At 59.6% G+C, this 24298-nt stretch carries 31 protein-coding genes; 12 read left to right on the plus strand and 19 right to left on the minus strand.

Annotation, left to right across the window (positions count from 1 at the left end):
- Positions 1 to 15 precede the first annotated feature (15 nt).
- Entirely contained in the window at positions 16 to 483 is a 468-nt protein-coding gene (locus ACFSM5_RS20970; protein WP_379878676.1) for a DUF4170 domain-containing protein, read from the minus strand.
- A gap of 57 nt (positions 484 to 540) precedes the next feature.
- Between ACFSM5_RS20970 and ACFSM5_RS20975 the strand changes: the two genes are divergently transcribed.
- From ACFSM5_RS20975 to ACFSM5_RS20985, 3 genes are all read left to right on the plus strand, one after another.
- Positions 541 to 1479 (plus strand): SPFH domain-containing protein, encoded by a 939-nt coding sequence (locus ACFSM5_RS20975; RefSeq protein WP_379878678.1) that lies wholly within the window; start codon positions 541 to 543, stop codon positions 1477 to 1479.
- A gap of 68 nt (positions 1480 to 1547) precedes the next feature.
- The gene (locus tag ACFSM5_RS20980; protein ID WP_379878680.1) at positions 1548 to 1985 is read left to right on the plus strand and encodes an NfeD family protein; all 438 of its coding nucleotides are present in this window, start codon (positions 1548 to 1550) and stop codon (positions 1983 to 1985) included.
- A 14-nt stretch (positions 1986 to 1999) separates the two neighbouring features.
- A complete protein-coding gene (locus ACFSM5_RS20985; protein ID WP_379878682.1) occupies positions 2000 to 2530 on the plus strand; it encodes an isochorismatase family protein in 531 nt (176 codons plus the stop codon).
- A gap of 277 nt (positions 2531 to 2807) precedes the next feature.
- On the opposite strand, the gene ACFSM5_RS20990 is transcribed toward ACFSM5_RS20985, so the two are convergent.
- The 5 genes from ACFSM5_RS20990 to ACFSM5_RS21010 all read right to left on the minus strand — a co-directional run bounded on the left by ACFSM5_RS20990 (position 2808) and on the right by ACFSM5_RS21010 (position 5849).
- Entirely contained in the window at positions 2808 to 3386 is a 579-nt protein-coding gene (locus ACFSM5_RS20990; RefSeq protein WP_379878684.1) for a response regulator transcription factor, read from the minus strand.
- Positions 3386 to 4078, minus strand: a complete 693-nt coding sequence (locus tag ACFSM5_RS20995) for a YggS family pyridoxal phosphate-dependent enzyme (protein WP_379878686.1) — start codon at positions 4076 to 4078, stop codon at positions 3386 to 3388. The genes ACFSM5_RS20990 and ACFSM5_RS20995 overlap by 1 nt, the downstream gene beginning before the upstream one ends.
- 69 nt (positions 4079 to 4147) lie before the next feature.
- Entirely contained in the window at positions 4148 to 4294 is a 147-nt protein-coding gene (locus ACFSM5_RS21000) for a hypothetical protein (RefSeq protein ID WP_379878688.1), read from the minus strand.
- A 64-nt stretch (positions 4295 to 4358) separates the two neighbouring features.
- Positions 4359 to 5417 (minus strand): patatin-like phospholipase family protein, encoded by a 1059-nt coding sequence (locus ACFSM5_RS21005; protein ID WP_379878691.1) that lies wholly within the window; start codon positions 5415 to 5417, stop codon positions 4359 to 4361.
- A 57-nt stretch (positions 5418 to 5474) separates the two neighbouring features.
- Positions 5475 to 5849, minus strand: a complete 375-nt coding sequence (locus ACFSM5_RS21010; RefSeq protein ID WP_379878693.1) for a hypothetical protein — start codon at positions 5847 to 5849, stop codon at positions 5475 to 5477.
- A gap of 236 nt (positions 5850 to 6085) precedes the next feature.
- On the opposite strand from ACFSM5_RS21010, the gene ACFSM5_RS21015 reads away from it, so the two are divergent.
- On the plus strand, positions 6086 to 6586 hold the full coding sequence (locus ACFSM5_RS21015; protein WP_379878695.1) for a L,D-transpeptidase family protein: 501 nt from the start codon (positions 6086 to 6088) through the stop codon (positions 6584 to 6586).
- 25 nt (positions 6587 to 6611) lie between these two features.
- Positions 6612 to 7337: a hypothetical protein gene (locus ACFSM5_RS21020; RefSeq protein ID WP_379878697.1), complete on the plus strand. Its 726-nt coding sequence runs from the start codon at positions 6612 to 6614 to the stop codon at positions 7335 to 7337.
- Here ACFSM5_RS21020 and blaOXA read toward each other — a convergent pair.
- Positions 7334 to 8128, minus strand: coding sequence for a class D beta-lactamase (gene blaOXA, locus ACFSM5_RS21025; protein ID WP_379878699.1), 795 nt, complete (start codon positions 8126 to 8128; stop codon positions 7334 to 7336). The two genes, ACFSM5_RS21020 and blaOXA, sit on opposite strands and share 4 nt — an antisense overlap.
- 68 nt (positions 8129 to 8196) lie before the next feature.
- On the opposite strand from blaOXA, the gene ACFSM5_RS21030 reads away from it, so the two are divergent.
- Both ACFSM5_RS21030 and ACFSM5_RS21035 read left to right on the plus strand, forming a co-directional pair.
- On the plus strand, positions 8197 to 9132 hold the full coding sequence (locus ACFSM5_RS21030) for an endonuclease/exonuclease/phosphatase family protein (protein WP_379878701.1): 936 nt from the start codon (positions 8197 to 8199) through the stop codon (positions 9130 to 9132).
- Positions 9133 to 9228: 96 nt separating this feature from the next.
- On the plus strand, positions 9229 to 9876 hold the full coding sequence (locus ACFSM5_RS21035; protein WP_379878703.1) for a magnesium chelatase domain-containing protein: 648 nt from the start codon (positions 9229 to 9231) through the stop codon (positions 9874 to 9876).
- 387 nt (positions 9877 to 10263) lie between these two features.
- Here ACFSM5_RS21035 and ACFSM5_RS21040 read toward each other — a convergent pair whose 3' ends face one another.
- The 6 genes from ACFSM5_RS21040 to ACFSM5_RS21065 form a co-directional block, all read right to left on the minus strand.
- Positions 10264 to 10773, minus strand: coding sequence for a hypothetical protein (locus tag ACFSM5_RS21040; protein ID WP_379878705.1), 510 nt, complete (start codon positions 10771 to 10773; stop codon positions 10264 to 10266).
- 335 nt (positions 10774 to 11108) lie between these two features.
- The gene (locus tag ACFSM5_RS21045) at positions 11109 to 12038 is read right to left on the minus strand and encodes a hypothetical protein (RefSeq protein ID WP_379878707.1); all 930 of its coding nucleotides are present in this window, start codon (positions 12036 to 12038) and stop codon (positions 11109 to 11111) included.
- Positions 12039 to 12040: 2 nt separating this feature from the next.
- Complete coding sequence (locus ACFSM5_RS21050) at positions 12041 to 12898, minus strand: hypothetical protein (RefSeq protein WP_379878709.1); 858 nt, start codon at positions 12896 to 12898, stop codon at positions 12041 to 12043.
- 15 nt (positions 12899 to 12913) lie between these two features.
- Positions 12914 to 13381, minus strand: coding sequence for a ubiquitination-like system serine protease family protein (locus tag ACFSM5_RS21055; protein WP_379878711.1), 468 nt, complete (start codon positions 13379 to 13381; stop codon positions 12914 to 12916).
- A complete protein-coding gene (locus ACFSM5_RS21060) occupies positions 13270 to 14661 on the minus strand; it encodes a ThiF family adenylyltransferase (RefSeq protein WP_379878714.1) in 1392 nt (463 codons plus the stop codon). The genes ACFSM5_RS21055 and ACFSM5_RS21060 overlap by 112 nt, the downstream gene beginning before the upstream one ends.
- Positions 14661 to 15776: a multiubiquitin domain-containing protein gene (locus ACFSM5_RS21065; RefSeq protein WP_379878716.1), complete on the minus strand. Its 1116-nt coding sequence runs from the start codon at positions 15774 to 15776 to the stop codon at positions 14661 to 14663. The genes ACFSM5_RS21060 and ACFSM5_RS21065 overlap by 1 nt, the downstream gene beginning before the upstream one ends.
- A 203-nt stretch (positions 15777 to 15979) precedes the next feature.
- Between ACFSM5_RS21065 and ACFSM5_RS21070 the strand changes: the two genes are divergently transcribed.
- The 3 genes from ACFSM5_RS21070 (at position 15980) to ACFSM5_RS21080 (ending at position 18480) form a co-directional block, all read left to right on the plus strand.
- Complete coding sequence (locus ACFSM5_RS21070) at positions 15980 to 16360, plus strand: helix-turn-helix domain-containing protein (protein ID WP_379878718.1); 381 nt, start codon at positions 15980 to 15982, stop codon at positions 16358 to 16360.
- A 125-nt stretch (positions 16361 to 16485) separates the two neighbouring features.
- Positions 16486 to 17301 carry an ImmA/IrrE family metallo-endopeptidase gene (locus tag ACFSM5_RS21075; RefSeq protein WP_379878720.1) on the plus strand — a complete coding sequence of 272 codons (816 nt, stop codon included), beginning with the start codon at positions 16486 to 16488 and terminating at the stop codon, positions 17299 to 17301.
- Between the two features lie 102 nt (positions 17302 to 17403).
- A complete protein-coding gene (locus ACFSM5_RS21080) occupies positions 17404 to 18480 on the plus strand; it encodes a Nal1-like putative serine protease (protein WP_379878722.1) in 1077 nt (358 codons plus the stop codon).
- 733 nt (positions 18481 to 19213) lie between these two features.
- Here the strand turns inward: ACFSM5_RS21080 and ACFSM5_RS21085 are convergent.
- From ACFSM5_RS21085 to ACFSM5_RS21110, 6 genes are all read right to left on the minus strand, one after another.
- A complete protein-coding gene (locus tag ACFSM5_RS21085) occupies positions 19214 to 19660 on the minus strand; it encodes a hypothetical protein (RefSeq protein WP_379878724.1) in 447 nt (148 codons plus the stop codon).
- 63 nt (positions 19661 to 19723) lie between these two features.
- The gene (locus ACFSM5_RS21090) at positions 19724 to 20683 is read right to left on the minus strand and encodes an endonuclease/exonuclease/phosphatase family protein (RefSeq protein WP_379878726.1); all 960 of its coding nucleotides are present in this window, start codon (positions 20681 to 20683) and stop codon (positions 19724 to 19726) included.
- 20 nt (positions 20684 to 20703) lie between these two features.
- On the minus strand, positions 20704 to 21270 hold the full coding sequence (locus ACFSM5_RS21095; RefSeq protein WP_379878728.1) for a hypothetical protein: 567 nt from the start codon (positions 21268 to 21270) through the stop codon (positions 20704 to 20706).
- Positions 21267 to 21854 (minus strand): papain-like cysteine protease family protein, encoded by a 588-nt coding sequence (locus tag ACFSM5_RS21100; RefSeq protein WP_379878730.1) that lies wholly within the window; start codon positions 21852 to 21854, stop codon positions 21267 to 21269. Before ACFSM5_RS21100 ends, ACFSM5_RS21095 begins: the two co-directional genes overlap by 4 nt.
- Before the next feature lie 134 nt (positions 21855 to 21988).
- The gene (locus ACFSM5_RS21105; protein WP_379878732.1) at positions 21989 to 22729 is read right to left on the minus strand and encodes an endonuclease; all 741 of its coding nucleotides are present in this window, start codon (positions 22727 to 22729) and stop codon (positions 21989 to 21991) included.
- 154 nt (positions 22730 to 22883) lie between these two features.
- The gene (locus ACFSM5_RS21110; RefSeq protein ID WP_379878735.1) at positions 22884 to 23108 is read right to left on the minus strand and encodes a hypothetical protein; all 225 of its coding nucleotides are present in this window, start codon (positions 23106 to 23108) and stop codon (positions 22884 to 22886) included.
- Positions 23109 to 23198: 90 nt separating this feature from the next.
- Here ACFSM5_RS21110 and ACFSM5_RS21115 point away from each other — a divergent pair, with 90 nt between their 5' ends.
- Together ACFSM5_RS21115 and ACFSM5_RS21120 are read left to right on the plus strand one after the other, a co-directional pair.
- A complete protein-coding gene (locus tag ACFSM5_RS21115; protein WP_379878737.1) occupies positions 23199 to 23486 on the plus strand; it encodes a hypothetical protein in 288 nt (95 codons plus the stop codon).
- Position 23487: 1 nt separating this feature from the next.
- Positions 23488 to 24288: a hypothetical protein gene (locus ACFSM5_RS21120; protein ID WP_379878739.1), complete on the plus strand. Its 801-nt coding sequence runs from the start codon at positions 23488 to 23490 to the stop codon at positions 24286 to 24288.
- Positions 24289 to 24298: the final 10 nt, after the last annotated feature.

The following is a 24298-nucleotide window of genomic DNA, read 5'->3' on the forward strand; positions in this document are numbered from 1 at the left end:
GCGACGGCCTTATTTTTAGACGGCGGTTTCCTCGACCACACGATAGCGCTTGGTGGCGGTATCGACGCTTGCCCAGGCAGCCTTCTGCCAGGCGGCATGCGCATCTTCATAAGTCTCGAACGGGCCGATACGTTCCTCGGCCGCACCCGCGACCAGCTGGCGGAAGCCGGTGTCGACATATTCGCCGCCGATCACCCAGTAACGCTTGGGCTTCTTGGGGCCGGGTTCCTCGACGATGCGATAGCGGCGGGTCGCGGTATCGACCGTCGACCAGGCCTTCTTCTGCCAGACGTCCTTGGCTTCTTCATAGCTGGAGAAGGGGCCGATATGCTCTTCCTCGGTGCCCGCCACGACGTTGGTGAAAGCGGTGTCGGTATATTCGCCCCCGACGACCCAATAACGGCTTGGCATGACGGTTCCCTTTCTTTTGACCCGGATACGCTGCTTGGTGCGCACGATGCCGCTGGCATTATCTGCCGTCAACCGCGCTATAGTTCCAGAAGCCATTCAAGAGAGGCGTAATTAAGAAAAGAGGTTGTCATGCTGGAGCCGATTATCGCCCTTGTGGTCCTGGTCGTCATCTTCGTGTTCATGGGGATCAAGGCCGTGCCGCAGGGGCAGGAATATACGGTCGAACGTTTCGGTCGTTACACAACGACCCTGAAGCCGGGGCTGACGCTGATCATCCCGCTCATCGACCGTATCGGCGCCAAGATCGACATGCGCGAGACCGTGCTGGACGTACCCAGCCAGGAGGTCATCACCAAGGATAACGCCATGGTGACCGCCGATGGCGTCGTCTTCTATCAGGTTCTGGATGCTGCCAAGGCGGCCTATGAGGTGCGCAATCTCCAGCAGGCGATCCTCAACCTCGTCATGACCAACCTGCGTACGGTGATGGGCGCCCTCGACCTCGACGAGCTGCTGTCCCAGCGCGACCGGATCAACGACCGGCTGCTGACCGTCGTCGATGCCGCGACCAGCCCCTGGGGCATCAAAATCACCCGTATCGAGATCAAGGACATCCAGCCGCCCCAGGATCTGATCGACAGCATGGGCCGCCAGATGAAGGCCGAGCGTGAACGCCGCGCCCTGATCCTGGAAGCCGAAGGCGTGCGGGCGGCAGCGATCCTGAAAGCCGAGGGCGAGAAGCAGGCGTCGATCCTGCAGGCCGAAGGGCGCCGCGAATCCGCCTTCCGCGATGCCGAAGCGCGCGAGCGTGAGGCCGAGGCCGAAGGCAAGGCGATCCGCATGGTGGCCGAGGCTTCGTCCGGTCAGGGCGTGTCCGCGATCAATTATTTCATCGGCCAGAAGTATGTCGAAAGCCTCACGGCCTTTGCCCAAAGCTCGAACCAGAAGACCATCTTCATGCCGATGGAGGTTTCCGGCGTGTTGGGCAGCCTTGGCGGTCTGACCGAACTGCTGAAGCAGAGTGGCGCCGCCCAGGCCAGTCAGGCAGGTAAGGGACCCTGGGCGTGAGCCTGATGGGAGAAATCCTCGAAGGTCTGGCGACGGCACTCCTCAAACCGGTGGTAAAAGGGGGAATCATGCTTATCAGCGATGCTGTTATACCGGCCTGGGCATGGCTCGCGGCCGGGATTCTGGTGATGGCGGCCGAGATGCTGCTGCCGGGGGTCTATCTGCTGTGGATCGGTCTGGCAGGGGTGGCGACCGGCTTTGTCGCCTATCTGCTGCCTGGGCTGGATCTGGTGGCCGAGCTGGCTGTGTTTGCCGTCTTCACGGTTGGCGCCGTCATCCTGGCCCGCTTTATCGGTAAAACCCAAAGCCCGGCGACGCCCCTCAATGAACGGGGTGCGACCCTGGTCGGCCGGATTCTGGTCCTGTCCGAACCTATCGTCGGCGGTGTCGGCCGGGCAAAAGAGGGCGACGGATCCTGGCGTGTCCTGGGCCCCGATCTTCCTGCCGGTTCCTCCGTCAAGGTCGTCGCCGTCGAAGGCGGCAGCCTGCGGGTCGAAAACAGCTAAACGAACGGATGCTCATGGACGCCCTGGTGATCATCGACTTCCAGCGCAACATCGCCGACGCCCCCGCTGCCCGCTTGGCGGAGTGTCGCGATCTGCTGACCCGTGCCGCCTTCCATGCCCGTGCGAAGAAGATGCCGGTCATTTTCATCCAGCACGAAGGCGAGGATGAAGCCTGGGAGAAAGGATCGGAGGGGTGGAAGTTCTTCGACGAACTCTCGCCCCAGCCGGGCGACAAGGTGATCGCGAAACGATCCTGCGACAGCTTTCGTGAAACCACCTTGAAATCCACCCTGGATGGGCTGGGCGTCAAAGGCATCGTCGTCGGCGGCTATGCCACCGATTATTGCGTGGATGCGACCGTCAAGACGGCGGCCTCACAAATGGGGCTGAGGACCACGGTCCTGCGCGATGCCCATACCTGCCCGGATCGGCGGCATTTGCCCGCTGCCAGCATTGTGCTGCACCACAATATCGTCTGGGGCGGCTGGGATAATCCCGGCAATCCGATTCAGCTAATATCGACGGCGGAGTTTTTGGGTCGGTAGGGGGTGTTTAGTCTCAAACTCCGTCATCCCGTGGCTTGACCACGGGATCTCCTCCGGGAGCCTGTCCCCACTCTCGCTGTCATCCCGGCCTCCGAGCCGGGATCCGGCCGCCAGCATGGCCAGTCTATAGCGTCAGAGGTATGCAACTGCCTTCGGCCGGATCCCGGATCAAGTCCGGGATGACAAGGTTTTTGTTTGTTTGAAGTGACCCCGGAGGAGACCCCGGGATCAAGTCCCGGGGTGACGAGTTCTGTTGTAAGGCGGTTATCCAGGCCCCCTAAAACACCAGCTTCACCGTCGGCCCGCTGCGGTCGATCAGCCCTTCGCCATCGCAGGCTTTCAGCTTGCGGCGCAGGCGATAGAGGTGGGTTTCGACCGTGTGTGTCTCCAGGTCCGGGCGCCAGCCCCAGACTTCGGTCAGCAGGCTTTCGCGGCTAAGTCCCTCGCTGCCAGCCGCTGCCAGCCGGTCCAGCAGGCGGGTTTCGGTTTCAGTCAGGCGCACGCTGCGGCCGTCCGGATGACTGAGCACGCGCAAGGCGGGGGCGAATTGAAAGATACCGAGGTTGCGGGGCAGCCGCTCTGCCTTGGCCAGCAACTTCTGCACGGCTTCCAGCAAGGCCGGTATGCGCACCGGCTTTTCAAGAGCCGCCGCCGCATCGGGCGGGCAGAGTTCACCCGCGCTCAAGATCAGCAAGGTTGGTGGCCCATCGGGAGTGACGGCCCGCGACAGGCTGGTGATCAGCATATCCGTGCGCTCGTCCGGGGCGTGCAGCACCTCGTGTCCCGCCGCCCGCAGTGCATCGGCCAGGACAGTGGCGATGGCAAGATCGGCTTCGACGAGGGCAAGACGGGCCATTATCCCGCGTCCGATGGGGCGATGACGGGAGGGCGGGCGCCGAAGATTGCGCTGCCGACCCGCACATGGGTCGCGCCGAACCGGATGCCGGCCTCGTAATCCCCGCTCATGCCCATGGAGAGGATGTCGAGGCCGCAGCGGCCGGCGATCTCGCGCAGCAGGGCGAAATGCAGGGCCGGTTCCTCGTCGACGGGGGGGATGCACATCAGGCCGACCACCGGCAGACCATGGACCTCGCGGGCGCGCTTTACGAAGGCCTCTGCCTCGCGCGGCGGGATGCCTGCCTTCTGGTCTTCCTCGCCCGTATTCACCTGAACCAGGATCTTCGGCTTGCGGTCACTTTTGGCGAGTTCCTTTGCCAGCGCCTCGGCCAGGCTTTCGCGATCCAGGCTTTCGATGACATCGAACAGGGCCAAGGCCTGCTTGACCTTGTTGGACTGCAGGGGGCCGATCAGGTGCAATTCCAGGTCGGGATACTCGGCCTTTAGGTCGGGGAATTTACCCTGGGCTTCCTGGACGCGGTTTTCGCCAAAAATGCGCTGACCGGCCTGAAGCGCCACACGCACGGCATCGGCGTCATGGGTCTTGGAGACGGCGACCAGGGAAACCTGATCGACCGGACGGCCAGCTTCCTCGGCGGCAGTCGCGATGCGGCGGCGCACGTCGGCAAGGGAGGTGGCGATATCGGTCATGGGAGTTTCTTCCGGCTAAACAGGGTGCCGGTTGTTATGGCGTGCGCGCGAAATGCGGGCAAGCCTTCCCTAGCGCCAGAGCATGCCTGAGGCCGCTTCGATGACCAGAAAGCCAAGCGGAACGCCCAGCACAGTGGTCAGAGCCAGCAGGCACAGCACCTCTGTCATGGACAGGGTAGGGCGCTGATTCCGGATGCTGTTCCGTTCCCGCTGCATGATGGCGCTTCCTCTTGTTCAGAGAAGGGATAACGCCACAAGCGCCGAAAGGTTGGGGCGTGCGCTAAAAGATCCCGCCGGAAGGTCCGAACCGCCCGTCGTCCATCCAGCTCATGCTGAAGCGCGGCAGGGCCCGGTGCAGATCGCAGAAACGCTCGATCACGCTGGCGCGCTCGGTCAGCATGCGGGCGGCGGCGGCCTCCAGGCGGGCGATGTTGCGGGGATGGGCATTATCGAGGCGCATTTCTTCCTCCACCGCCATCTCGCCATCGGGGTGCAGCGGGATCTGCAGGCGGAAATAGGTATCGCCGACGATCTCCGCCGCCTGATAATCGACGGTGGCCGATACTGCGTCCAGAATGACGTCGCTGATCGGGCGCGCCCAGCCCATGAGTCCCCAGTGGCGCGCCTTCTCATAGGAGATCGGGTCCTGGCGCTGCCCGGTGCCGATGGAGAGGACCAGCAGCCCGTTGGCGCCGGGGAACAGGCGGTGGGCCGAGGCGATGGCGCACATGGTGGGGTTCGCCGCCACGACCGATCCGTCGATAAGGGCATGGGGCGTCGCGGCCCGGTTCTCGATCAGCGCCGGTTCAAAATAGGTCGGGGCGGCGCAGGTCGCGCGGCAGATGTCCTTCAGCAGGAAATCATAGCTTTCGACCGGCGGGCCGCCGCCGCCGATACCGCGCCCGCGTGCCCGCCAGCTTTTGAAGAAAACCGGGGCGCGGGCCTCGATATCATAGGCGGTGATCAGCAGTTCGGCAGGACCGGATTCGGATAGGCGGGTCTGCCCGAAACAATCCTCCATGACGCTTTCCAGGACGGCGGCGTCGTATTTTTCGTCGATCGCACCGCCCGCCGTGCGGACAGTCTTCCAGAACGACCGGTCGAAGATGCGGGGGCCGTCCTTGCGATAGAACTCCAGCATTTCAGCTGACGTCATCGGGGTGCCGGGGCGGGTCAGGCCTGCGGCAATGATGCCGCCGGTGGAGGTTCCGACCACCAGATCGAAGCCGGAGGCGATTGGCGCCCCCAGACGTTCCTCAAGCGCAACCAGAGCGCTGGCGGGGATGACCCCCCGAATACCGCCGCCGTCGATGCACAGCAGCCGTGCGTAACCACCCATACCAACTCCCTCCTGTGCCGCAAGCTTAGCGGCAAAAGAGGGAGTCGGATAAGCCCGTCATCGCCGGGTGATGCGGAAAACCATCAGGGCAAAGAGCAGGGCGCCGGTGATCATGCTCAGCGAACCGCCGATCAGGAACGGATCGGCCGCTTCATGACCATAGAGACCCATGACGGTCAGGCCGGTGAACATGCCCAGCGCGCCGATATGGGCACAGAAAGTCTGGATCATCGGCAGCGGACCGTCGAGATAAGGGTCGAGGCGCAGGACCAGCCCGTAGAGCGTGATGGACACCCAGCCCAGGAGGTTCAGATGGACATGCGCGGACATCAGCGTGAAGTTCTGATTAATGCCCATGTAAATTCCAAGGGCCATGCCCACGATGGCGTAAAGGCTGGCGAGCCGCAGATGAAAGGCGGCGTAACGATTCATGATCTCGAACCCTCGTGTCTTTTTAAATTTTGCCCCCCCGAAGGGTCAGGCATCTTTTCCAGGGCTTTATAGAAAAGCAAGAAGAACTGTAATTAAATTATTTAAGATTTAATTAAACTCAGATAATGTCTTTGGAGGGCTAAGATTGTCTCAGCGATGAGTGATGTAGTGAGGCGAGACAAGCGCCTTTCGTCGCCCTAAGATGCGGTTCTGATCTAAGAATTTTCGAGGGCTTGGTGGGGAGTTGCAATCTAGTCGATGCTGTTCTGGCCGTTCTGGGCCGGGAAGCCAGGGAGCCGCTCCCGGCCGATGCAAGGGCGGATCGCATCCTGATCGAGAAAAGCCGCCATCGCCTGACCCTGTTCTGGCAGGGGGCGGAGGTGCGCAGCTATTCTGTCTCGGTCGGCCGTGGTGGATTGGAGCCCAAACGACGCGAAGGCGACAAGCTGACGCCGGAGGGCCGCTATTTCATCGAAAGCCGGAATGCGGCCAGCGACTATCACCTTGCCCTGAAGGTTTCCTACCCTACCGAGCTGCAGGTGGCTGAAGCCTCTGCCCAGGGCTGGTCGGCAGGGAGCGAGATCATGATCCATGGTCTTCGCAACGGCTTTGGCTGGATCGGTACCTGGCATCGCAGACGGGACTGGACCTTGGGCTGTATCGCCGTCACTGACCCCGAAATAGAAGAAATCTGGCGCGTCGTTGCGGACGGCACGCCGGTCGAGATTCTCCCCTGACCCTTTTTCCTTCAGGCGCTCTCCGATGAAACACGCTTTTGCCCTGGTTCTGCTGCTGCTGATTGCTTCCAATGCCTTGGCCGCCGATACCAATAAATCGCCAGCCTATCCAAAGCCGATTGCCCAAAAGGTGACGCGGGATCTGGATCTGAAACTCTTCAAAATCCGGGTCGAGGCAGATGGCCGGCTGACCAGCAAACGCAAACTATCGGCAGCCGAAGAGGAATATCTGACCGGCATGCGCGAGGCGACCTTCGGCGATTATGTCTTCGACGTGAAGCCGGGTGGCATCAGCGGTGTAAGCTTTGCTCTCTTCTGCGATGCGGGCGCCAGCGCCGATCCTTCCTGCATGCTGGCGACCCCCGGCAATCCTGAAAAATCCACCAGCATCCCTGGCTTGCGCTTTGCCATTCCAGGCGATGGCTGCCTCTATGCCAGCGGCCATGCCAACAGCTATTTTGCGGAACGTCGCAAATATTGCCTGACCCCGGCGGGGGCCTTGGCCGAGGTATCGCAGCCTGCGCTGTATGTCGGGCTGAAAAGCAAGGCGTTGAAGCCGGTGACGCTCTATGCCGGTCGCAACCTTCAGACGGCTGTCACGACCATCGCGGCCAAGGAGTCGCTGGAAGTGCTGCTGCTGCAGGACGACCTCTATCTGGTCCGCGACGGTTTTGGCCTCGTTGGTTGGGCCAAGCTTGAAGCCGAACAGACGGCGGTGGATGTCGACGGGCTGTTCTTCGCGGGTGACTAACGCATCAGGGTTGGCAGGGCTTTCAGAAAGTCGTCGCGGACCTTCGGCCCCATACCGTCCCTGGGCTCCAGCCCCCGCTCGAACCGGGCAAAGGTGATGCGACGGCCATTGCGCTCGGCCCAGCCGATGAACCAGCCCTGGGGGCGGTCCGACCGCACCTTGCCCGATGGCTCGCGATACCAGCCGGTGCCGGTCTTGCCGCGCACCTGCCAGTCGCCTGCCTGGAAGGTCGGCAGGATCGCCACCGACAGGCTATAGGCCCTGTCGGATAGCCCGAGGGCGCGGCTGTCGATCCGCCGCAGGAACGCAACCTGTTCGTCCGGGGAAATCGCCAGGGACGACCGCAGCCAGGCGTGGGTCAGGCCATTCTTCTTGCCTGCATCGCCCGAGACGTCCCGGTTGCCATAACCCATCTGGGTGACATAGGCGGCAAAGCGCTCTGTCCCCAGCCGTCTGGTGACTTCCCGCGAATACCAGAGGATCGACTCATGCTGCCAGCGGGTAGGGTCGGTGCTCTGCTTGTCCTTGGTCGTCCCGCCGTATTCGGCCCGATAGGGCCAGTTGGGCGTCTGGGCGTCACCTAGGATACCCGCATCGTAGCCCATCAAAGCCAGGGGTAGCTTGAAAGTCGAAAAAGGGCTGAACCGCTGGTCGCAGGCACCTTGTCGAACCAGTTGCTCCCCTGTCGAGGCATCGACGATCAGCGTGCATTCGACATCCGGCTTTGCGGCGGCGGAGACGGTGAACGACAGTCCGAGAGCGAAGAGGGCAGTTTTCAACCAGAACGACATGCGACGCCTCAATTTTTCCCCACTCGCCTGTGTATAGCTCAAGCGGGGCGCGAAAGGGGAATGCACGTATGCGTGTCATAGGGTTGTTGCTGGTTATAGCGGTTGGTCTACTTGCGCTCGCCACGCTGCTGGCGATCTTGGAGCCTGCCCATTGGGTTCCCGCCCTGATCGTGCATTTTAGGTGGCAATTGGCCGCCGCCGCGCTGGGGCTGACGCTCGCAAGCTGGATCTGTCAGCGTCGGCTGGTTTTGGTGCCCGCAGTGGTCTGCCTCATTGCAAACACGGTCCCTCTCGTGCCTTATCTAAGAACGGTCGAGCCTGTCATGGGAACGGGTCCGATGGTGCGCATTCTGTCGCTCAATCTGCGCGATGACTGGACGGATCCGGTAAAATTCCAGGCCCTGATCGACCGGGAGCAACCCGATGTGGTGCTGCTGACGGAATTGCGGGGCGATATGGCGCCGCTGACGGCGGCCTTCAAAGACCACTATCCCCATCGGCTGGTCGCGCCGCGTCTCTCTCCTCTCGATGTCGCGCTCTACAGTCGCTGGCCGATCAGCAAGGGCGAGATTGATCGACAGGTCGGGACCTGGCTGCCCGTGCTGAAAGCGGAGGTCTGCCCACCGCAGGCCTGCCTGACTGTGGTCGGTGTCCATGCCGCATTGCCGTTCGGCGACTTCAAGAGTCTGCAGGACAGGCAACTGGCATTGGCGAAGGAAAAAGCCTGGAGTGGCTCTCATGGCCCTGTGGTCCTGATCGGTGATCTGAACACGACGCCCTGGTCGGAGAATTTTGCCCGCTTGACCCGGCCCGAAGAGTATTTCCTGTCCGATGGATCTCGCGGCCACGGTCCGCAGACGACGTTTCTCTCGCGTTTCCCGCTGTTTGGTTTGCCGATAGACCATGTGCTGGTGGCAAATGCGGGGGTGATTGACCGCCGGATTGGGCCGGACGTCGGGTCGGATCATTTGCCTGTGACGGTCGATGTTCAGTTATCCCGGTAATAAGAGGGCAAGTTATTTTGATATAAAACCCAGGGTTGCTGTATAGAGCAGTAACACTGTTGCAACGATACTGCCTGACCTGGGATTTATTGACCCATGATTGCCCATGTGAAGACCTGCGCGTTCCAGGGCATCGATGTCGTCGATGTCGACGTGCAGGTCTCGATCACCGGCGGGCTTCCGGCCTTTACCATCGTCGGGCTGCCGGATAAGGCGGTCGGAGAAAGCCGGGAGCGGGTGCGGGCGGCGCTCGCCGCCATGGGGCTGGCATTGCCTGCCAAGCGGATCATCATCAATCTGGCGCCTGCCGATCTGTTAAAGGAAGGCAGCCATTTCGACCTCGCCATCGCCTGCGGCCTGCTGATGGCGATGGAGGTTCTGCCACCCGATGACATCGATGGTTTCCTGGTGCTGGGCGAACTGGCGCTCGATGGGGCCATTACGCCGGTGGCAGGCATCCTGGCAGCGGCTTTTGGGGCGGCAGAGCGTGATCTCGGCCTGATCTGCCCGGCGGCCTGTGGGGGTGAGGCAGCCTGGGCGCGACCCCGCGCGGTGCTGGCACCACCGACGCTGCTGTCGCTGATCAATCATTTCAAGGGCGGTTCAGTCCTCGGCCAGCCGACACCGGAACTGGCGACGGAGGAGGCGAGGCTGCTGGATCTGGCCGATGTGCGCGGACAGGAGACGGCCAAACGCGCCCTCGAAGTGGCCGCAGCGGGCAATCACAATCTGTTGAGATTGTAGTCAATAGTCCGTGCTGAGTTCAGCAGAGCCAGAACCCTAGAAGTTCTGCGGCTTTCAGGGGTAAGGGAACGCCGTTTAGCCCCAGGTTTGCTCTGCATCTCTGGGGCATTTGTGACGTCCTGGACGCCAGCTCGATCCCAGATCGCGTCCCGCAGCAGGAAGCGCCAGCTGTTGGTGTGATCGGTCCTCTTGGCATGCTCGGTTACGACCGCGTGCGGGATCAAAGCCGCTTTGAGCACCCGATAGCTTTCATCGAAGAGTACGACATGCCCGACTATGGAAGCGGTCGTCACTGATCTGCCGACGGCTCTGAGGTCGGTCGCGAAGCCCCGTCTATACTGGAACCGGCGCTACGTTCATACAGTAGCCGTGCATCAGGCATAGGGATTAGTCTTCGCCCTCGCCTCTTACCAAAGACACCCGCGTTCCTTTTTCCGATAACGATGCGAGTCGTCGTCCGAAGGCCTTATAGAATTTTGCAGGATCGTCCGCGCCAAACAAGCCATCACTGGTAACGTCTGAGAAGGCCTTTTGCCCGGCGGATTTTTCAAGCAGATAGAAGCGACCCGACGGGTGCTTCCTAACCTTGAGTTCGACAGAGGGTGCTTCGGTTATGCCAAGAAAGCTGGCAGCAAAGGCTTGCTTTTCCAGCGGCAGCAGCTGAAGCACGCCGAGATGCAGATGCTCGTCCAGCATGGTCCAAGTAGGAAGGCCGCGGCTCTGTGGATTCCCGATTGGACTGTCATTGTTACCATTCCAACGAAAGGCGATGCGGGGCCGATCTTTCCAAAGGCCTAACGCATAGGCTGCTTGGTCTTCGCCACGATCCAGCAGGACCTGAACTAACGTCCAAGAATCTTTGGGCGATATGACTAAATCAGGTGATATGTATGGCACTATTATGCCTCCAATAGTGGTATGTTTCGTTAACCCATACGTATGGAGCTTCTAACTCCCATTCAAGAGACGATACAAAAAATCTAGCCCTTCGCGCTCATAGGCGGCGAAAGGGTGACCACGGTTTACCCCTGAGGTTGCATCGAGACTGAAACCAACGGAGGGACGTCAATGGGCAAGGTGCGCGTTGGAATTTTCGTGAGCTTTGGTTTGATCCTGTGCTCACCACTGTTCGGCAAGGAAATGCTTTCCGATGCGCAAGTCCGCCAGCGGATCATCCGAGGTCGCTCTCCAGCTACGCGGGCATAACCCAGCGATGCCAACAGTGACGCTGTCTAGTTCGTGAGGGAGCCTATCAGCGGACTGTTTGCTGGGGGGGCGGCAAGGATGTCTTGGACCACCGACCCGTCCTCATGTTCGATCAGAACGTATTCGCGGTCCCAGATGCCCCAACTTAGCGGCAACGCGACTTGAGCTCTGGGGTTATGGACGTATGAAATTGGTCGCACTTTCCGGCTCATGTTCCCGAGGCCAACGCTGGACCAGATGACGCCGGAGACATGGGAGAAGTTATCTACGAGAAAAGCGGTGCGTGGGATTTCCCCTTGGCCCCGTTCAATGACGGGCGAATGATGGAAGCCCTGGTTGACAACTTCTCCTGATAGCCGGTTAACCGTGATGTAGGCATCACCGACCGGGAACAGGACGTTGAGAATCGGAGGGAGAGGAACCTCGAAGACGACTCCGCCCAATCGGCTTCCGCTGATAGCGATAATGCGAGGTTCGTCGGGAGCGATGACACCCTGCTGGAGGTAGCGGGCGAGCTTTTGTGCCTTGGTAAAGAAGGCGCTCGATAGGCGCAGCTGTGTTTGGCGAGTCGGCGCGGTGAAGACGCCGTTCATCGGTTGGACGACTTGATCGGGCCCGGGGTCACCACCGCCGGGGGCGATGGCTTCGATCCAGATGCGCCGTTCACCCTCTAGAACACAGAGGTCTGGTTGGCCGCCAGCGCGTTGGCGTTGGTTGGCGGGCAGTAATGTCCGTCCGGCCTCCAGCAGTGTACAGCCAAGATACATTTCCCAGAAACGTGCATCCACATCCTGGGCAAAGCCTTGTGCGAACCCCGGGTCAGCATAGGACTCATAGACGGGCCACATTTGCTCGATGACTTCGCGGATTTCGCGAGTGCCAGGGTGGTCTGCAGCCCTGATGTTGACGTAAGCGCGATCCAGTTGCGGGCCGTCGATATCGAAAAGGCCCGGCATGATCATTCTTCCGTGCTGGGGATGGTTGAGTTGAGGCGATGTCTATGTGAATTAGCCCATAGCCCCGCGCGTCGTCCAGCATGTGCAGAGTGATGTCGACGGGCGTTGTTCGGCCGCGGCCCCGGCTTGGAGAAAGGGGAAACCTCGGCGAAGAGTTCGAAGATGCAACCCGCTAGCAGTGTACCGGCGGCGGCAGCCTTGATCAGGAAATAGAAGATTTTGGCCTCCTGCTCTTTTACGAGCTGGCTCAAAAATCCTTCATTGTGAAAGGACGCCATGAAGGAGCGTCCGTTCATTTCGCTCAGTCTCGCTTCTTGCAATCTGTTGCTGGCGTAGCAGGCGCGCGCGGTTTCCGGGCTGAGGGGCGTTATCGACAGACAGATGTCCGATCCGAAGATATTCGAGAACTGAATTTTGCCATCCAGCCCTTCAGAAGTGTTTCGTAGGCTAAAGCCGGCAGCGTTGTTCTCAAAGATCGCCATCTGGCTGGCGAAGGCCCAGTCTTCTTCCAGCGATCGCGTGTAGATATTCGGACTGGTCACCTGGTCAAAGGTCAGCGAATGGTCGAGGAGCGTAATGGCTGCCCAGACCAGGAAGGCTGCTTTGACCTTTCTCATTGGCCGCGTCTCGATGGCCGAAAACAAGAGAAGTATGGCCGTGATGGGCAGTGCCCAAACGACCATGCCGTCGGGATTGAAAAGCAGGTCGGGCTCGGTGAAGTCCCGGAGCGCGCTGAGCGTCTGTGCCACCACGAAAATGGCGATGAACAGGATGGCGAGAGAAACCAGCCACCGACGCCCTTTAAGGCTGACGGGATGAGAGGTCGAGCGCCGCAGCAGTTGGTCGATGTATCGGATCATGTTGCTCCTCGTTAGCTAGCTGCACCACCGCACGCGGCCATTTTTCAGCCAGAAGTGTGCCCGACACCCCGTCGCGCGCCAGACCGAGGGATGCAAGGAGGGTCGACCATCCTCGATCGTCAAATCCCAGCGGGGGCGGGTGTTTTTGATTAACATTAGTTCGATCACATCGCCGCAGCCGCAGGGGCACAACATACCGACGCTCCAGTCCTCGCCGTCCTCTCGTGCAAGAACGAGATTTCGGGCGGGCATGGTTGTGGGCATCATGTCGCCTTCGATAATTTCCAGTTTTCGAGCGGGCCCCCGCTGCTCCCGTACCGTCCGGTACCAGCGGCGGAGGTCTTCCCACCAAGCCTTAAGTGTCGCCGGGATCATGGGTGTTTCTTCTTCGGCGGGCCGAACTTCGGCATCCCCAGCAGAGGTTCGGCGGCGCCCTGGCCGACGATCGGATTGGGCGTGATGGCGAAATCGCTGTCGGCCCATTGTTCACGCTCGCGAGCCGCCAGTGTGAACTTCGTACGGGCGCAAAGGCGATTTTCATCGTGCCGGAAAGGATAGGCGCGGGCGATGAACTCGAGCACGCATTCGCCGGCGGCGATGGTATTAAGGGCGATGACTGACGGCGCCTCCACGGCGGCGCCGCGGATATACCCCTCCTTGAGCCGCCGGTCATACTCTTCCGGGTTGTTCAGGCGTAGCTCTTCGGCAGCCAGGCTCTCGGGAGTATAGAGGCCACGGTCGGCCAGGGTAGAGCCGCCCGGCTTAACATAATCGATACGGCCGGCGACCTCAGCGATCCGCATTCCTTCGGGCCGCTGCATGACGGGGATAACGACACCGACATCGAAGAGGGGGATGAGGAACGCGGCGGCGATCCGGTCGGCAATCATCCGGGCCTCCAGGGTGTCGACACAGCAGAACATCACGTCTGCCTGGCTGGCCGCGAGGATCCCCTCGCGAGATGCTATGCTGGCGGCAACCGGAACGGCGACGCCGGGGCCCCGATAGGATGCGATGGCCGCAGCCATCATGTCGACCTTGGGGCGGTTGGTCCTGGCGTCATCAAGGGTGGAGTTCAGGATCCGGTTCAGGTTCTTGGCCTCCATCTGATCGAAGTCGATCAAAATGGTCTGTCCGAAGCCGAGGCGTGCGACCTGTTCCGCAACGATGGAGCCGGTGCCCGACACGCCGATGATGGCGGCGCGCAGGCGACCAAGTTCCGGTGCCATTTCGCCGAAAGCCATGGGCCGGTGCCGGGGAGCATCCCATCGGGCGTTGCCGTCCCAGAATTGCAGGTCGTCACCGATGACGGAAACTAGATCGACCGTCCGACGGTTCATATCGGGCGTGTAAAGCCGAGCCTTCACAGCGCCGTCCGGGGTCATGATGGCCGTCCCGTGCAGGTCACCATAGTCGGCGAACAGCGTCGGCAGGACCACCTGATCGCTGTGGTCATCAGCTGACGAGAAGGAGAAAAGGCCACCGGGATGGGAATGGATCAGGATGAGGGTTCGTTCATCTTCTTCACCAACCTCCACAGCCTTTGCCAGCCATCGGCCGGGCCAGGTAAGCCGGTCGGGCTCCCGCCGGCTGCATTCGGCGTGGGGAACCAAAAGCACTTCCTGGACCAGCAGCCGAAGCCGGGGGCCGAGGGTACGGGTGCAGATCAGGACGGCTGCGGCTTCACAGCCGTCCCCCGGGTAGAGGTGTTCCCTCACGCGAACATGGTCGTGGCCGGTGAAGGTCAGCGTGGTTTCCGCCATCATTGGCCGACCTCCTTCGCGATCGAAGCGTCCACCAGTGCCAAGTGGGTGACGACGTTATCGATGGCCGGATTCCAGAGGGATCCTGCACCGCGATGGCGAGACCAGCGACCATAGGTGAGTCCCCCGATGACCATTGAGGCTTCGGTAGCGGGGATTCCCACGCCGTTGGAACGGGCCAACCTCGGGTAGGTATAAAACATATCGATCTGAGAGGCCGGATAGGTGCCGGGGATTTCCAGGGCCAGAGCCACGTTCGTGACGGTGTAACCGTCGGGAACGGCATAGCCGTGAATGAGGAGCCATCGATGACCACCTTCATTGATGGTTTCCCAGCGGCTACCGAGGTGATCCAGGTACTTCACATCGACTGGCAGGAGGTCGAAGTCCCGGCGAGGCGCGGGGAGCGCCTCGCCGTTGTTTACATCCCGCGGTTTGGCAGTGATTTTCTCGATGCCCTCGCCCCGGAGGTCGACCATGGTATCGAGAGTGATCTCTGTAACCGGACTGCCGGCCATCTTCAGATAGACGTGCCAGCTCTGGGTCAGGTCAAGGCCCGCGAGTGCAAGGGCGTCGCGAGCTTTAACTTCGGGGGTGCTGAAGGTGAGCAGGATACCCTGCACCTTCACCTGCCAGGTCGGCTTCTTGCGCGATTTGAACGATTCCACCCCGGGTTCGTCGAGGTCGACCATCTTGTTTGCTTCGATGCGCTGATCGGCAACATCTTCGCGCTCGAGATAGAGGTCCTTCTCAGCCGGGATGGAGCCGAGTTTGCGGATCGTGGCACCCGTGATGATGTTACAGGGCCACGGGAAGCGCTGACCATCGATGGTCAGCAGATATTGCCGGTCGGACTCGACGATGATGAATCGGCCTTCGTTGTGCTTGAGGTCAACCGTCTCCTCGGGCCGGATATCTTCCAGCAGGCCATTCTCGAGAAACTGCAGCACGACGGCGTTCTGTGCCGGCTTAAACCCGGCTGCAGCAGCAAGCTGCGCGCCGGTGGGGGTGAGGTCGTCGATGCGAACCGATCGGAAGGTCAGATTTTTATCAGCGACTTCGATCTGGTGGCGGGACTGACCGTTGTCGATAGCGGGGGCGTTAACGCTAGTCATCGCTGCTTTCTCCTGGGTACGGCACCTTGCCGTGCGTCAGCTCGTTGCTGACGTTTTGATAAATACATGCGGCAATTTAAGTTTGTCAAGCGCAAGCGAGCAAAGTTTATCAAGCAATTTTCGGTTTGCATGCTTGACCCACTTAACGGTCCGGCATAGAGAATAGCGACCCGGATCCAGATACACCGGTGGGGAGAGCTATGATGAACGATGGACGCGGTGCCCCTGAGGGCAGACCGGCCAACTTGGGCCAAGTCATCAGGAAGGCGCGAATGGACTTGCAGCTGTCTCAGCGGCAAGTCGAGGAGAAGACGGGCAAAGAAGTCTCCAACGCGTACCTGAGTCAATTAGAGAGCGGGAAGATCTCGAAGCCGTCGCCGCAGATTCTCTATGCCCTGGCTGGTGCGCTCGAAGTCTCTTACGAAGGGCTAATGGAGAGAGCAGGGTATGTTGCTCCATCGAGCCAACGAGCCGATGAAAATAAGCACGGTCGTGCTGCAACGTTCGCGGTGGAAAATCTCACCGCAGAGGAAGAAAACGCTCTGTTGGACTATCTGGCTTATCTGCGTTCGAAGAAGGTTTGATAATGGAGAGACCGGACGACTGTAGCCTCACGCCAACACAGTACGTCCGGATACGAAAGGAGGCGGAGCGCGCCTTACGCGACTCAGGCACCTTTGGTGTCTTTCCGACGCCGATAAGTCAGATCATGGATGTGGCCCAGGTCGTCGAAGTAGAAAGCGAAATCCTTAGCCCATCTTTCATCGATAGGATGCGAGCTTCGGTCGGCGCCGCGGCAGAGACGTTGAAGCGAGCCGTTGGGAAGGTCCTCGGGCTTTTTCATGCGTCCGAAGGTTTGATCTTCATTGACAGGACGCTGCTCGCTGTTAAGCAGCGCTTCATTCGCCTGCATGAATGTGGCCATGGGTTTTTGCCCTGGCAGCGGCCGATGTATAAGTTGGTCGAGGACTGCGACAAGTCACTCGATCCTGATACGGCTGAGCTTTTTGACCGAGAGGCGAACGTCTTCGCTGCGGAGGTGCTGTTTCACCTCGATCTGTTCCGCGACATGGCCGAATCGGAGGAGTTCAGCATATGGACGCCCGTGCGCTTGGCGAAAAAGTTCGACGCGTCGATCTATGCGTCCATCCGTCAATACATATCGAAAAACCATCGGGCGTGTGCAGTCGTAGTGCTTGATATGCCAGAGTTCGTACCCGGAGAGGGTCTGCGCGCGAATTTACGTCGGAAAGTTCAGTCGGCATCCTTCACGGAAATGTTTGGTGCTTATGGATGGAAGCAGACCTACACGTCTTCCGACGATATAGGCGCAATGATTCCTGTAGGGAAACGCCGATCGTCAAACAAACGAGCGCTGATATTGACGGATAAGAACGGCATCCAGCACGAATGCATTGCAGAGGCTTTTACCCAGACTCATCAGGTTTTTATTCTTGTACATGCAGTCAAGACACTGACTAGGCCGCATTTCATCTCCACAGGGTCTCTTTTCGGCGCAATTTGACCCGCGAGCGGCTTGCCTTGAGCTAAGCCGTCTGCTTAAACTTCTGGTTGTGTGAACATTCTCATGGCGCTTTGAGCGCCTTCTCTTGCGTCAGAGAACTTAATGCCAAGTGCAGCGGATGTTGGTGCCCGGCTTTATGACTGGGCGAAGGATAATGGCTACCTGCTTACCGATGATAACGAATCACCGTCCGTTCGTAAGCCGCTTTCCAGGGTGTTTAATGAACGCCTGACCCAGGACATGGTGGCTGAGCCGGAGCCGCTTATTGGTCGGCTGCAGGTTGTTGGGGTTTTTCACGACGAACAGGCGGAAAAGGTCTTTGTCTGTACCAAAGGCGCCATTCCTGCGGTGAGGCATAAGACGCTGCCTGAGCGTTTGGATGGCATTTTCGTAGAGTGGATTGGCTCCTGTAACCTACACCAAACTCCGCCTTCCAACCCGGCCCCTCCGACTAGTTCGTCGCGTGCATATCGCGTTGGCGGCCGCGTTGCGTGCGGAAGTTCAATTTCGCCGGCGAATGTGCATGGAGCCGGGACGATGGGGTGCCTAGTCACGGACGAAAACGGCACCATATATGGTTTATCGAATAACCATGTGACGGGTGGCTGCAACCACATGGAAATCGGGATGCCGATCTTGGCGCCAGCGCCTTACGACGCTAGTCCAGATCAGACTCAACCTCTGCCTTTAAGTATTGGTCGGCACCACCGGTACATCCCGCTGCAAAGTGGCGATCCTCGGGTGGTTCCTCCGCAACAGCATGATGCGGCAACGTTCAAGATCATTGATCAGGCGCTTGTCACGTCAATGCAAGGCGACTCAGCGTATGATACCCCGGCAAAAACTGCCGTACCAAAAGGCGGCATGCGGGTAAAAAAAGTAGGTCGAACGACCGGACTTAGTATGGGGACGATTATTGGAGTGATGTCCAATCCGCTCCCGGTTCCCTATGCCGCAGATAAATTCAGGGCGCATGTCTACCTTGAGGGCGGCTTTGCCGTTCGAGGCGATAACGATCAGCCATTCTCGTCCGCTGGAGACAGCGGCTCATTGGTCGTGACAGCTGATGGGGAACATGCGGTTGGCTTAATTGTTGCTGGTATGGGACTCGTAACAATCATGATGCCGATACAGCGGACGCTCGATGAATTGAATTTGAGGCTGCTGACCGGCCATTGATGGGATGGCACCATGTCAACCAAGCGAAACATTGGGACAGAGCTGTTGGATTTTCTCGGCCTCAGTCCGCTTCAGGCTGCGGTCATGCAGGATCGAGCTACGAAACCGAAACATCTGAGGGTTTTCATTTTTGACCCGGCAGTCGACCCTGCCCGGCTCAAGTCGCTGGATGGATGGGGAAAAATCCCGGTCACATTTGAACGAACGGAACAGCCCTCGCTGTATTAGATATTCAATGCTGGAGAAGCCGTACCGGTGGTGACTTCCCTAGTACGGCCTCAATGCGGCGTCAGACAGACGTTTGAAGCGCCGTATCGAGTCCGTCGAGAAATAGCGGTGAGCGAGCGCTACGGCGAAGCAGAGGCCGAACAGGACAAGCCATGAGAGCGTCCAGCCCCTGGTACTCGGTCTCCACAGTACGTCGGCGCTGGCACCCAACACGGAAGCAAAAATGCCGCCGGTTGTCAGGACTGAGATCTGCACCGCCTCACCGCGACATGGCGACTTCAGCCGGGAGATTAATCCTGCAGGCGGCGAACCCGGCTCACCTGCCAGCTCTCCGCTCTAGCAGCACATGGGTGTGCCTGAAGCCATAGCCGCACCCGGACAGGGGCAACCTCCTTGATCCGCTGGCGCAAGGGGTCCCTGACCGTTTTGGGTCGGCCGGTAGCGGCGAGCGGCGGCAGAATCGCAGCATAGCCTCGGCGCTCGCGGATCCGGTGCGATCCTGCTGTCACCAACCCAGGAGCCTCTTCACTTCATCTGGCGTCTCTGTGACCGGCACCCGTAGACCTCCCATGATGATGAGAGTTTTGTAGTCAGGATATTCGATGGGAGCGACAGGAAGGACGTCGCTGACTGCGCTGATTCTGACTGCGACCAGTGTTTCGTCACCGGGCATATTAAAGGGCTTCCGGGTAAAGCGGGCGATCTTGAGCGCGGGTAGATTGGGTGAGTCCTCCCAACGATCGACGATATCGCTGGTCGATTCGTCCACGAGGACTTCCAGCCCCGACTTAACGATGCGAGTCAGCAATTTCGCACGATAGACTTTGTCGTAGATATCATCGTCGCGGGTTGTCTGATGAATGAGGGCGATGTTTGTTTTTTGTATCTCTACGGGATCATTCGGCAGCGCAGCGCCGAAATTGAATGGAACGACGGTGATCTGAGTGGTCATAGCGAACCTCAACGATTTGTAGGGGAACGACACGCACCGGAACGCATTAGCGGTTCGGCGGCATTACGGGTTCTTTGGCTGTTGCATCAGGACGCTAGCGGGGCAATGGTCGGATAAATACTCCCGGAGATAGCGCCCCTCCTCGTCTGATCGAGGCTGTTCGTCGAAGACCATCTGATAGAAGGTATATGGCCGCAGCAGCTTGGCGGCTTGCCCATCGAGTACGATGTGATCGATGAATTGGGCATAGTAGGCTCCCCAGCAGTGTGAACGCTGGCCAGCGGTGGTCCTGACAAGGTCGGGAGCTGCACTGAGCATCTCTTTCCAGACCTCGTCGTCACTGACAAGGTATGTCCCGTTTCCCTGGGGCGCGATGTCCTCGAATTCCCGGTTGAAGTCGCCGAGAACGATGAAGGGCTTGTTGGCCTCGTGCTGCTCTTTGAGCCAGGCTTTGAGGACGGGAACCTGCTTGGCGAAGTCAGGGCAATGATCATTGGCCGTGCTGACGGGTTCTCTTGCACATCGGGATTTTAGGTGAACGGCCAACATTTCGATCGACAGGCCGCCGAACTGCACGGTCATCTGCAGCGCTTGCCGGAGGGAACGCTGCGTAGGCGGTGTGTCCGGTGTACCCAGGACGTCGAACAAGGGCAGGCTGGTCGGGTTCTTCTGATGCACGACGCCGTGACGTACAGCAAAGCCGACGCGCTGGTGGTCTTGTTCGTTGGTTAAGAAGATTTCGTATTTGGTGGGATCGAAGACGAGGCGGGCGACCGCTTCGTTCTCGACTTCCTCGATTGCAATGATGTCGGCGTCCAGACGCTCGGCATAGCGGGCGAGACGAGCAAAATGTTCGGGGGAACGCCGGACAGCGACCGGGCCGTTAAAGTCGGCATTGACCTGGTCCGGTTGCTCCGTCAGGAAACCCAGGTTCCAAGTGGCGATCCGCAAGGTTTGCGCGGTTGCACTGAGAGGCAACGCGCTCAGCAAGGCCCCGGCGAGGGTTGTCAAAGCAAACCGCATCACGAACCTCCTCTAGGTGTTTAAGACAAAGCGTCGGAGCCATTCTCACGGACCGGCAAAGCGGGGCGTGTTTGAGCGGCGATCAGAGTGGTGAAGGTTTCTTGGGAAAGCCTGGCGGGTTCCGGCCGTTTGGCTACCCCGGCACGGGTAGGAAAGAACTGGTTGTCCGGGCCGCACAGCCAGACAGCGGAGGTATAGGCGACTGGTATGCTCAGGAACCGGATGCTGTAGTTAACGGCAGCGGCTTCTGCGTGGCTGAGGGCCGCTTCGATAGCGGCTTTGAGAGCTGTAGCGACCTCCGTGCCGCGAATCATATATCCAGGACCGCCATCATCGTCGTCGGCCTGATCGACACACGCGATCGGCTCATCGCCGGCAAGCACTAACAGACGCCAGCCGATACGCTCGATTGACGTATCTAGGATTGGGGTTGTGAAGTTACCGGGATCTGCGCCGTAGAGGGGCAGGGCATAGATCGATAGAGCATCGCCGAAGCCATTGATCCCTAACGTGGGGAGTGCGTGTGCGAGTCGCTCCACGAGGTGCTTGTCGGCCGAAAAGCTTTGAAGCTCGGAGGTGTCGATCACGGCTGCCTCCCCGCTTTAGTCCGGAAGCTCTCGTTCCAGCCACCGCCCTGACCTTGGTAGTTCCCATATAGAGTTTTTCGACTACAGATGCCGTCGTCATACATTGGATCGGAGACGTAATAGGAAGCGTCCAAACCATCGCCGGAGATTGCGACGATGACAGCGTAGTGTCCCTTGGAGTCACGCCATCCGATGCGGATGCCGACGGGATTGCCTTGTTCGATGTCCTTGCGCACTGAGCCCACAGGCAGGGCGTACTTCGTGGGCCATTCAGCGAGCATCCCCATTTTCTTCAGGACGTTTTCCAAGTGACGAACCTTGTCGCACGTCCCTCCGGTTTGGCTGTGCTGGCAATCATCACGGTCGAGTTCAAGGTTGGCGACTGTTTCCTGGGTCCAGGGAGTATTGGGGTCATAATATTTGGCGAGGCTGGTCGCGACGGCCGCCCAGCACCAATTGTCCTGTCGTTGGTCCTCGACCACGAGTTCACGCGGCAACGTGGTCCACATCGGCGCTGTTATGGCGGCTGAATTTATCTCGGTCATCGGTAGCGCATGGGACGGCAGCATGGAAAGTAGCGACATAACCGGCCTCCATTCAGAGCTTTTGTGATGGATTTGGGCGAGGTATCCATTCGGGTAGTGCGACCGCAGATCCCTTTGAGATGTACTCAGACCTTCCTTCTTGAGATTGACTGCAGAAGTCGTTGCGGTTGGTGCTATGGGCGAACGTAGGGGTTTGAATTCCCCTGCTCCTGCTCAATGCGGCGATTGCGCTCGATTTCCCAATCATCGACAGGGTCGTCGGCGCTCCAGCGCTGAAACAGAGTCTCCTGTTCAGGGGTGAACATCACGCCGTAGGTGTCGCGCATGTAGAGACTTATGCGGGCGACATCGCCCTGGATGGTCTTGGGAGGCTCTGCGACATCGGTGTCGTAGTCGATCTGGAAGGTGCAGGACCCGAACTGCGGCGCGTCGCCGGCGACTTCGCCGTACGAGCGTTCGCCGCGTCGGGCGTTCAGACCTTCGACCGCCGGTATAAGGTTATGGAGGTCGACCTGGATGCGAGCAAATTCCGGATCGATCTTCGTGCAGCATTCACGGTTGCTGAGGCGATCGCCGTTGCCTGCAAAGCAGCGCGCGTCACCGGCCCAACACGCACGCCATTGGCCGAGTGCCTTGGCGGGGACGACATGTTCCCATTCCATGTCCTCGGTGCCGGCTCGGCTCCGTTTATAGCCACAGGAACTGAGATCGAGAAAGCCTCCACTCCGGCCTCTGGGCAGGAAGGTGCAGCCGCAGTATTGCTCGACGTAGTGGTCTGAGTAGATCTTGTTACGGGCAATGGTCTTGGCGTGATCGAAGTTTCGCATCGGCCGGGTTGGCGGGTCTGCCCAGACAGGGCCCGCAACGATTGCGATCAGAAAACAGATGGTCAATGCAGACAGCTTCGTCAGCATGGCTCGGCCCCGCGCTCGATTGACACTCGCGTATGATACTACCTTTAGCTGTGCTGTATAGTGCGCTTGAGCGGCTGGGTTTTCACATGAAGTTTCAGCGACTCGGGTGGGCAAGAGCATCTGCCGCGATGGCTTGGTCTGGCCTTTGAGTGCTTCAGGCCAATTCGGTGAAGTCGATGCGGTGTCCGCCGATAAACTCGATCGCGGTGGCATTGGGACTGACGTGCGCCGTCGTGAATACCGCTGGATCCCGGAGTGGCTCAAGAGCCGGACGCATTCCGATCAGCTTCTCCACGTCGATGACCTGCACACGCTGGTCAGACCACAGGACGATCACGTCAGGGTAGGTGTACGCGCGAACGTCGATGATCGTTTCCACAGCTTGATCCAGTTGAGAAGCTTAAGCGAAAGATTGACGGCTTTTTATCTTTCGGGTTGCATCGTGTCCAGGACGTGCGGAGGTTGGGCAATGGGCAAGATGCGTATTGGTATTCTCGTGGGCGTCGGTTTGATCCTGAGTATGCCAGCGATCGGCAAGGAAGCGCTGACCGACGCTCAGGTCCGACAACAGATTATTCGAGAGTCGCTGTCGAGCTATCCCGGCAATTGCGCCTGCCCGTATTCAACGATGAGCAATGGCCGATCTTGCGGAGGGCGCAGTGCTTACAGCAAGCCGGGCGGCCGGTCGCCGATCTGCTACGACCGCGACATCAACGATGCCCAGGTGCAGGCTTTCCGAAAGCGGTTAGGTGGCTGACGTGGGCGAGGCACGGCAGAAGAGCCGACGGCGGGGCGAGATCCTCAACGAGGAGACGCGCTGCATCTATTGCGAGGCGGCGCCGGATACGATCGAGCATATGCCGCCGACGACCTTCTTCGAGAACCGGCACCGGCTCAGTGGGTTCGAGTTCGCAAGTTGTCAGGCCTGCAACAATGGGACGAAGGCAGCAGACGTTGTCGCCAGCTTCTTGCTCCGGCTGAATCCCAATGGTCCGTCTGATCTGGAAGCGCGGGAAGGCAAGGCGCTGCTGGGATCCGCCGAGGATCTTGCCCCGGGCTTCTGTCGAGAAATTACGCGGCTTCAGAGATTACGTCCGCATGTCTGGGGGCGGCGGCCGTCAGGTGTACTTGAGCGCAGAGTGGAGATTGCGCTCGATGGCCCGATCCTGCGGCGCCACATGGAAGTCTTCTCAGCGAAGCTCGGCATGGCGCTGTATCGGGAGTATGTCAAAGCTCCTTTGCCTCCGGAAGGCGGGGTCTTTACGCACTGGCTCTCAGGCATACCCCAGAATGTGGCAGACGCGCACTTCAGGATCCTGCCTAACTTCGACCAGTTGAGGCAGGGCAAACAGGTTTCGGGTGATCAGTTTCGTCTTCGCTATAACACTGACGAGCGAACGATCGTCGGCGCTATGGTCGGGTTTCGGTCGAACCTGCATATCTCGCTATTTGCTGTGGCGTCTCCTGAACTTTACGCTCCGACCTTTAAGGCGATGCCCTATGATCTGATGCGGCTTGGTCAGTTGCGCCAGCGCCTGCTGGCGGCCGAGGATCTATAGTCGAGGCGGG

This window comes from Lacibacterium aquatile, from assembly GCF_042683105.1.
Taxonomy (GTDB): domain Bacteria; phylum Pseudomonadota; class Alphaproteobacteria; order Elsterales; family Elsteraceae; genus Lacibacterium; species Lacibacterium aquatile.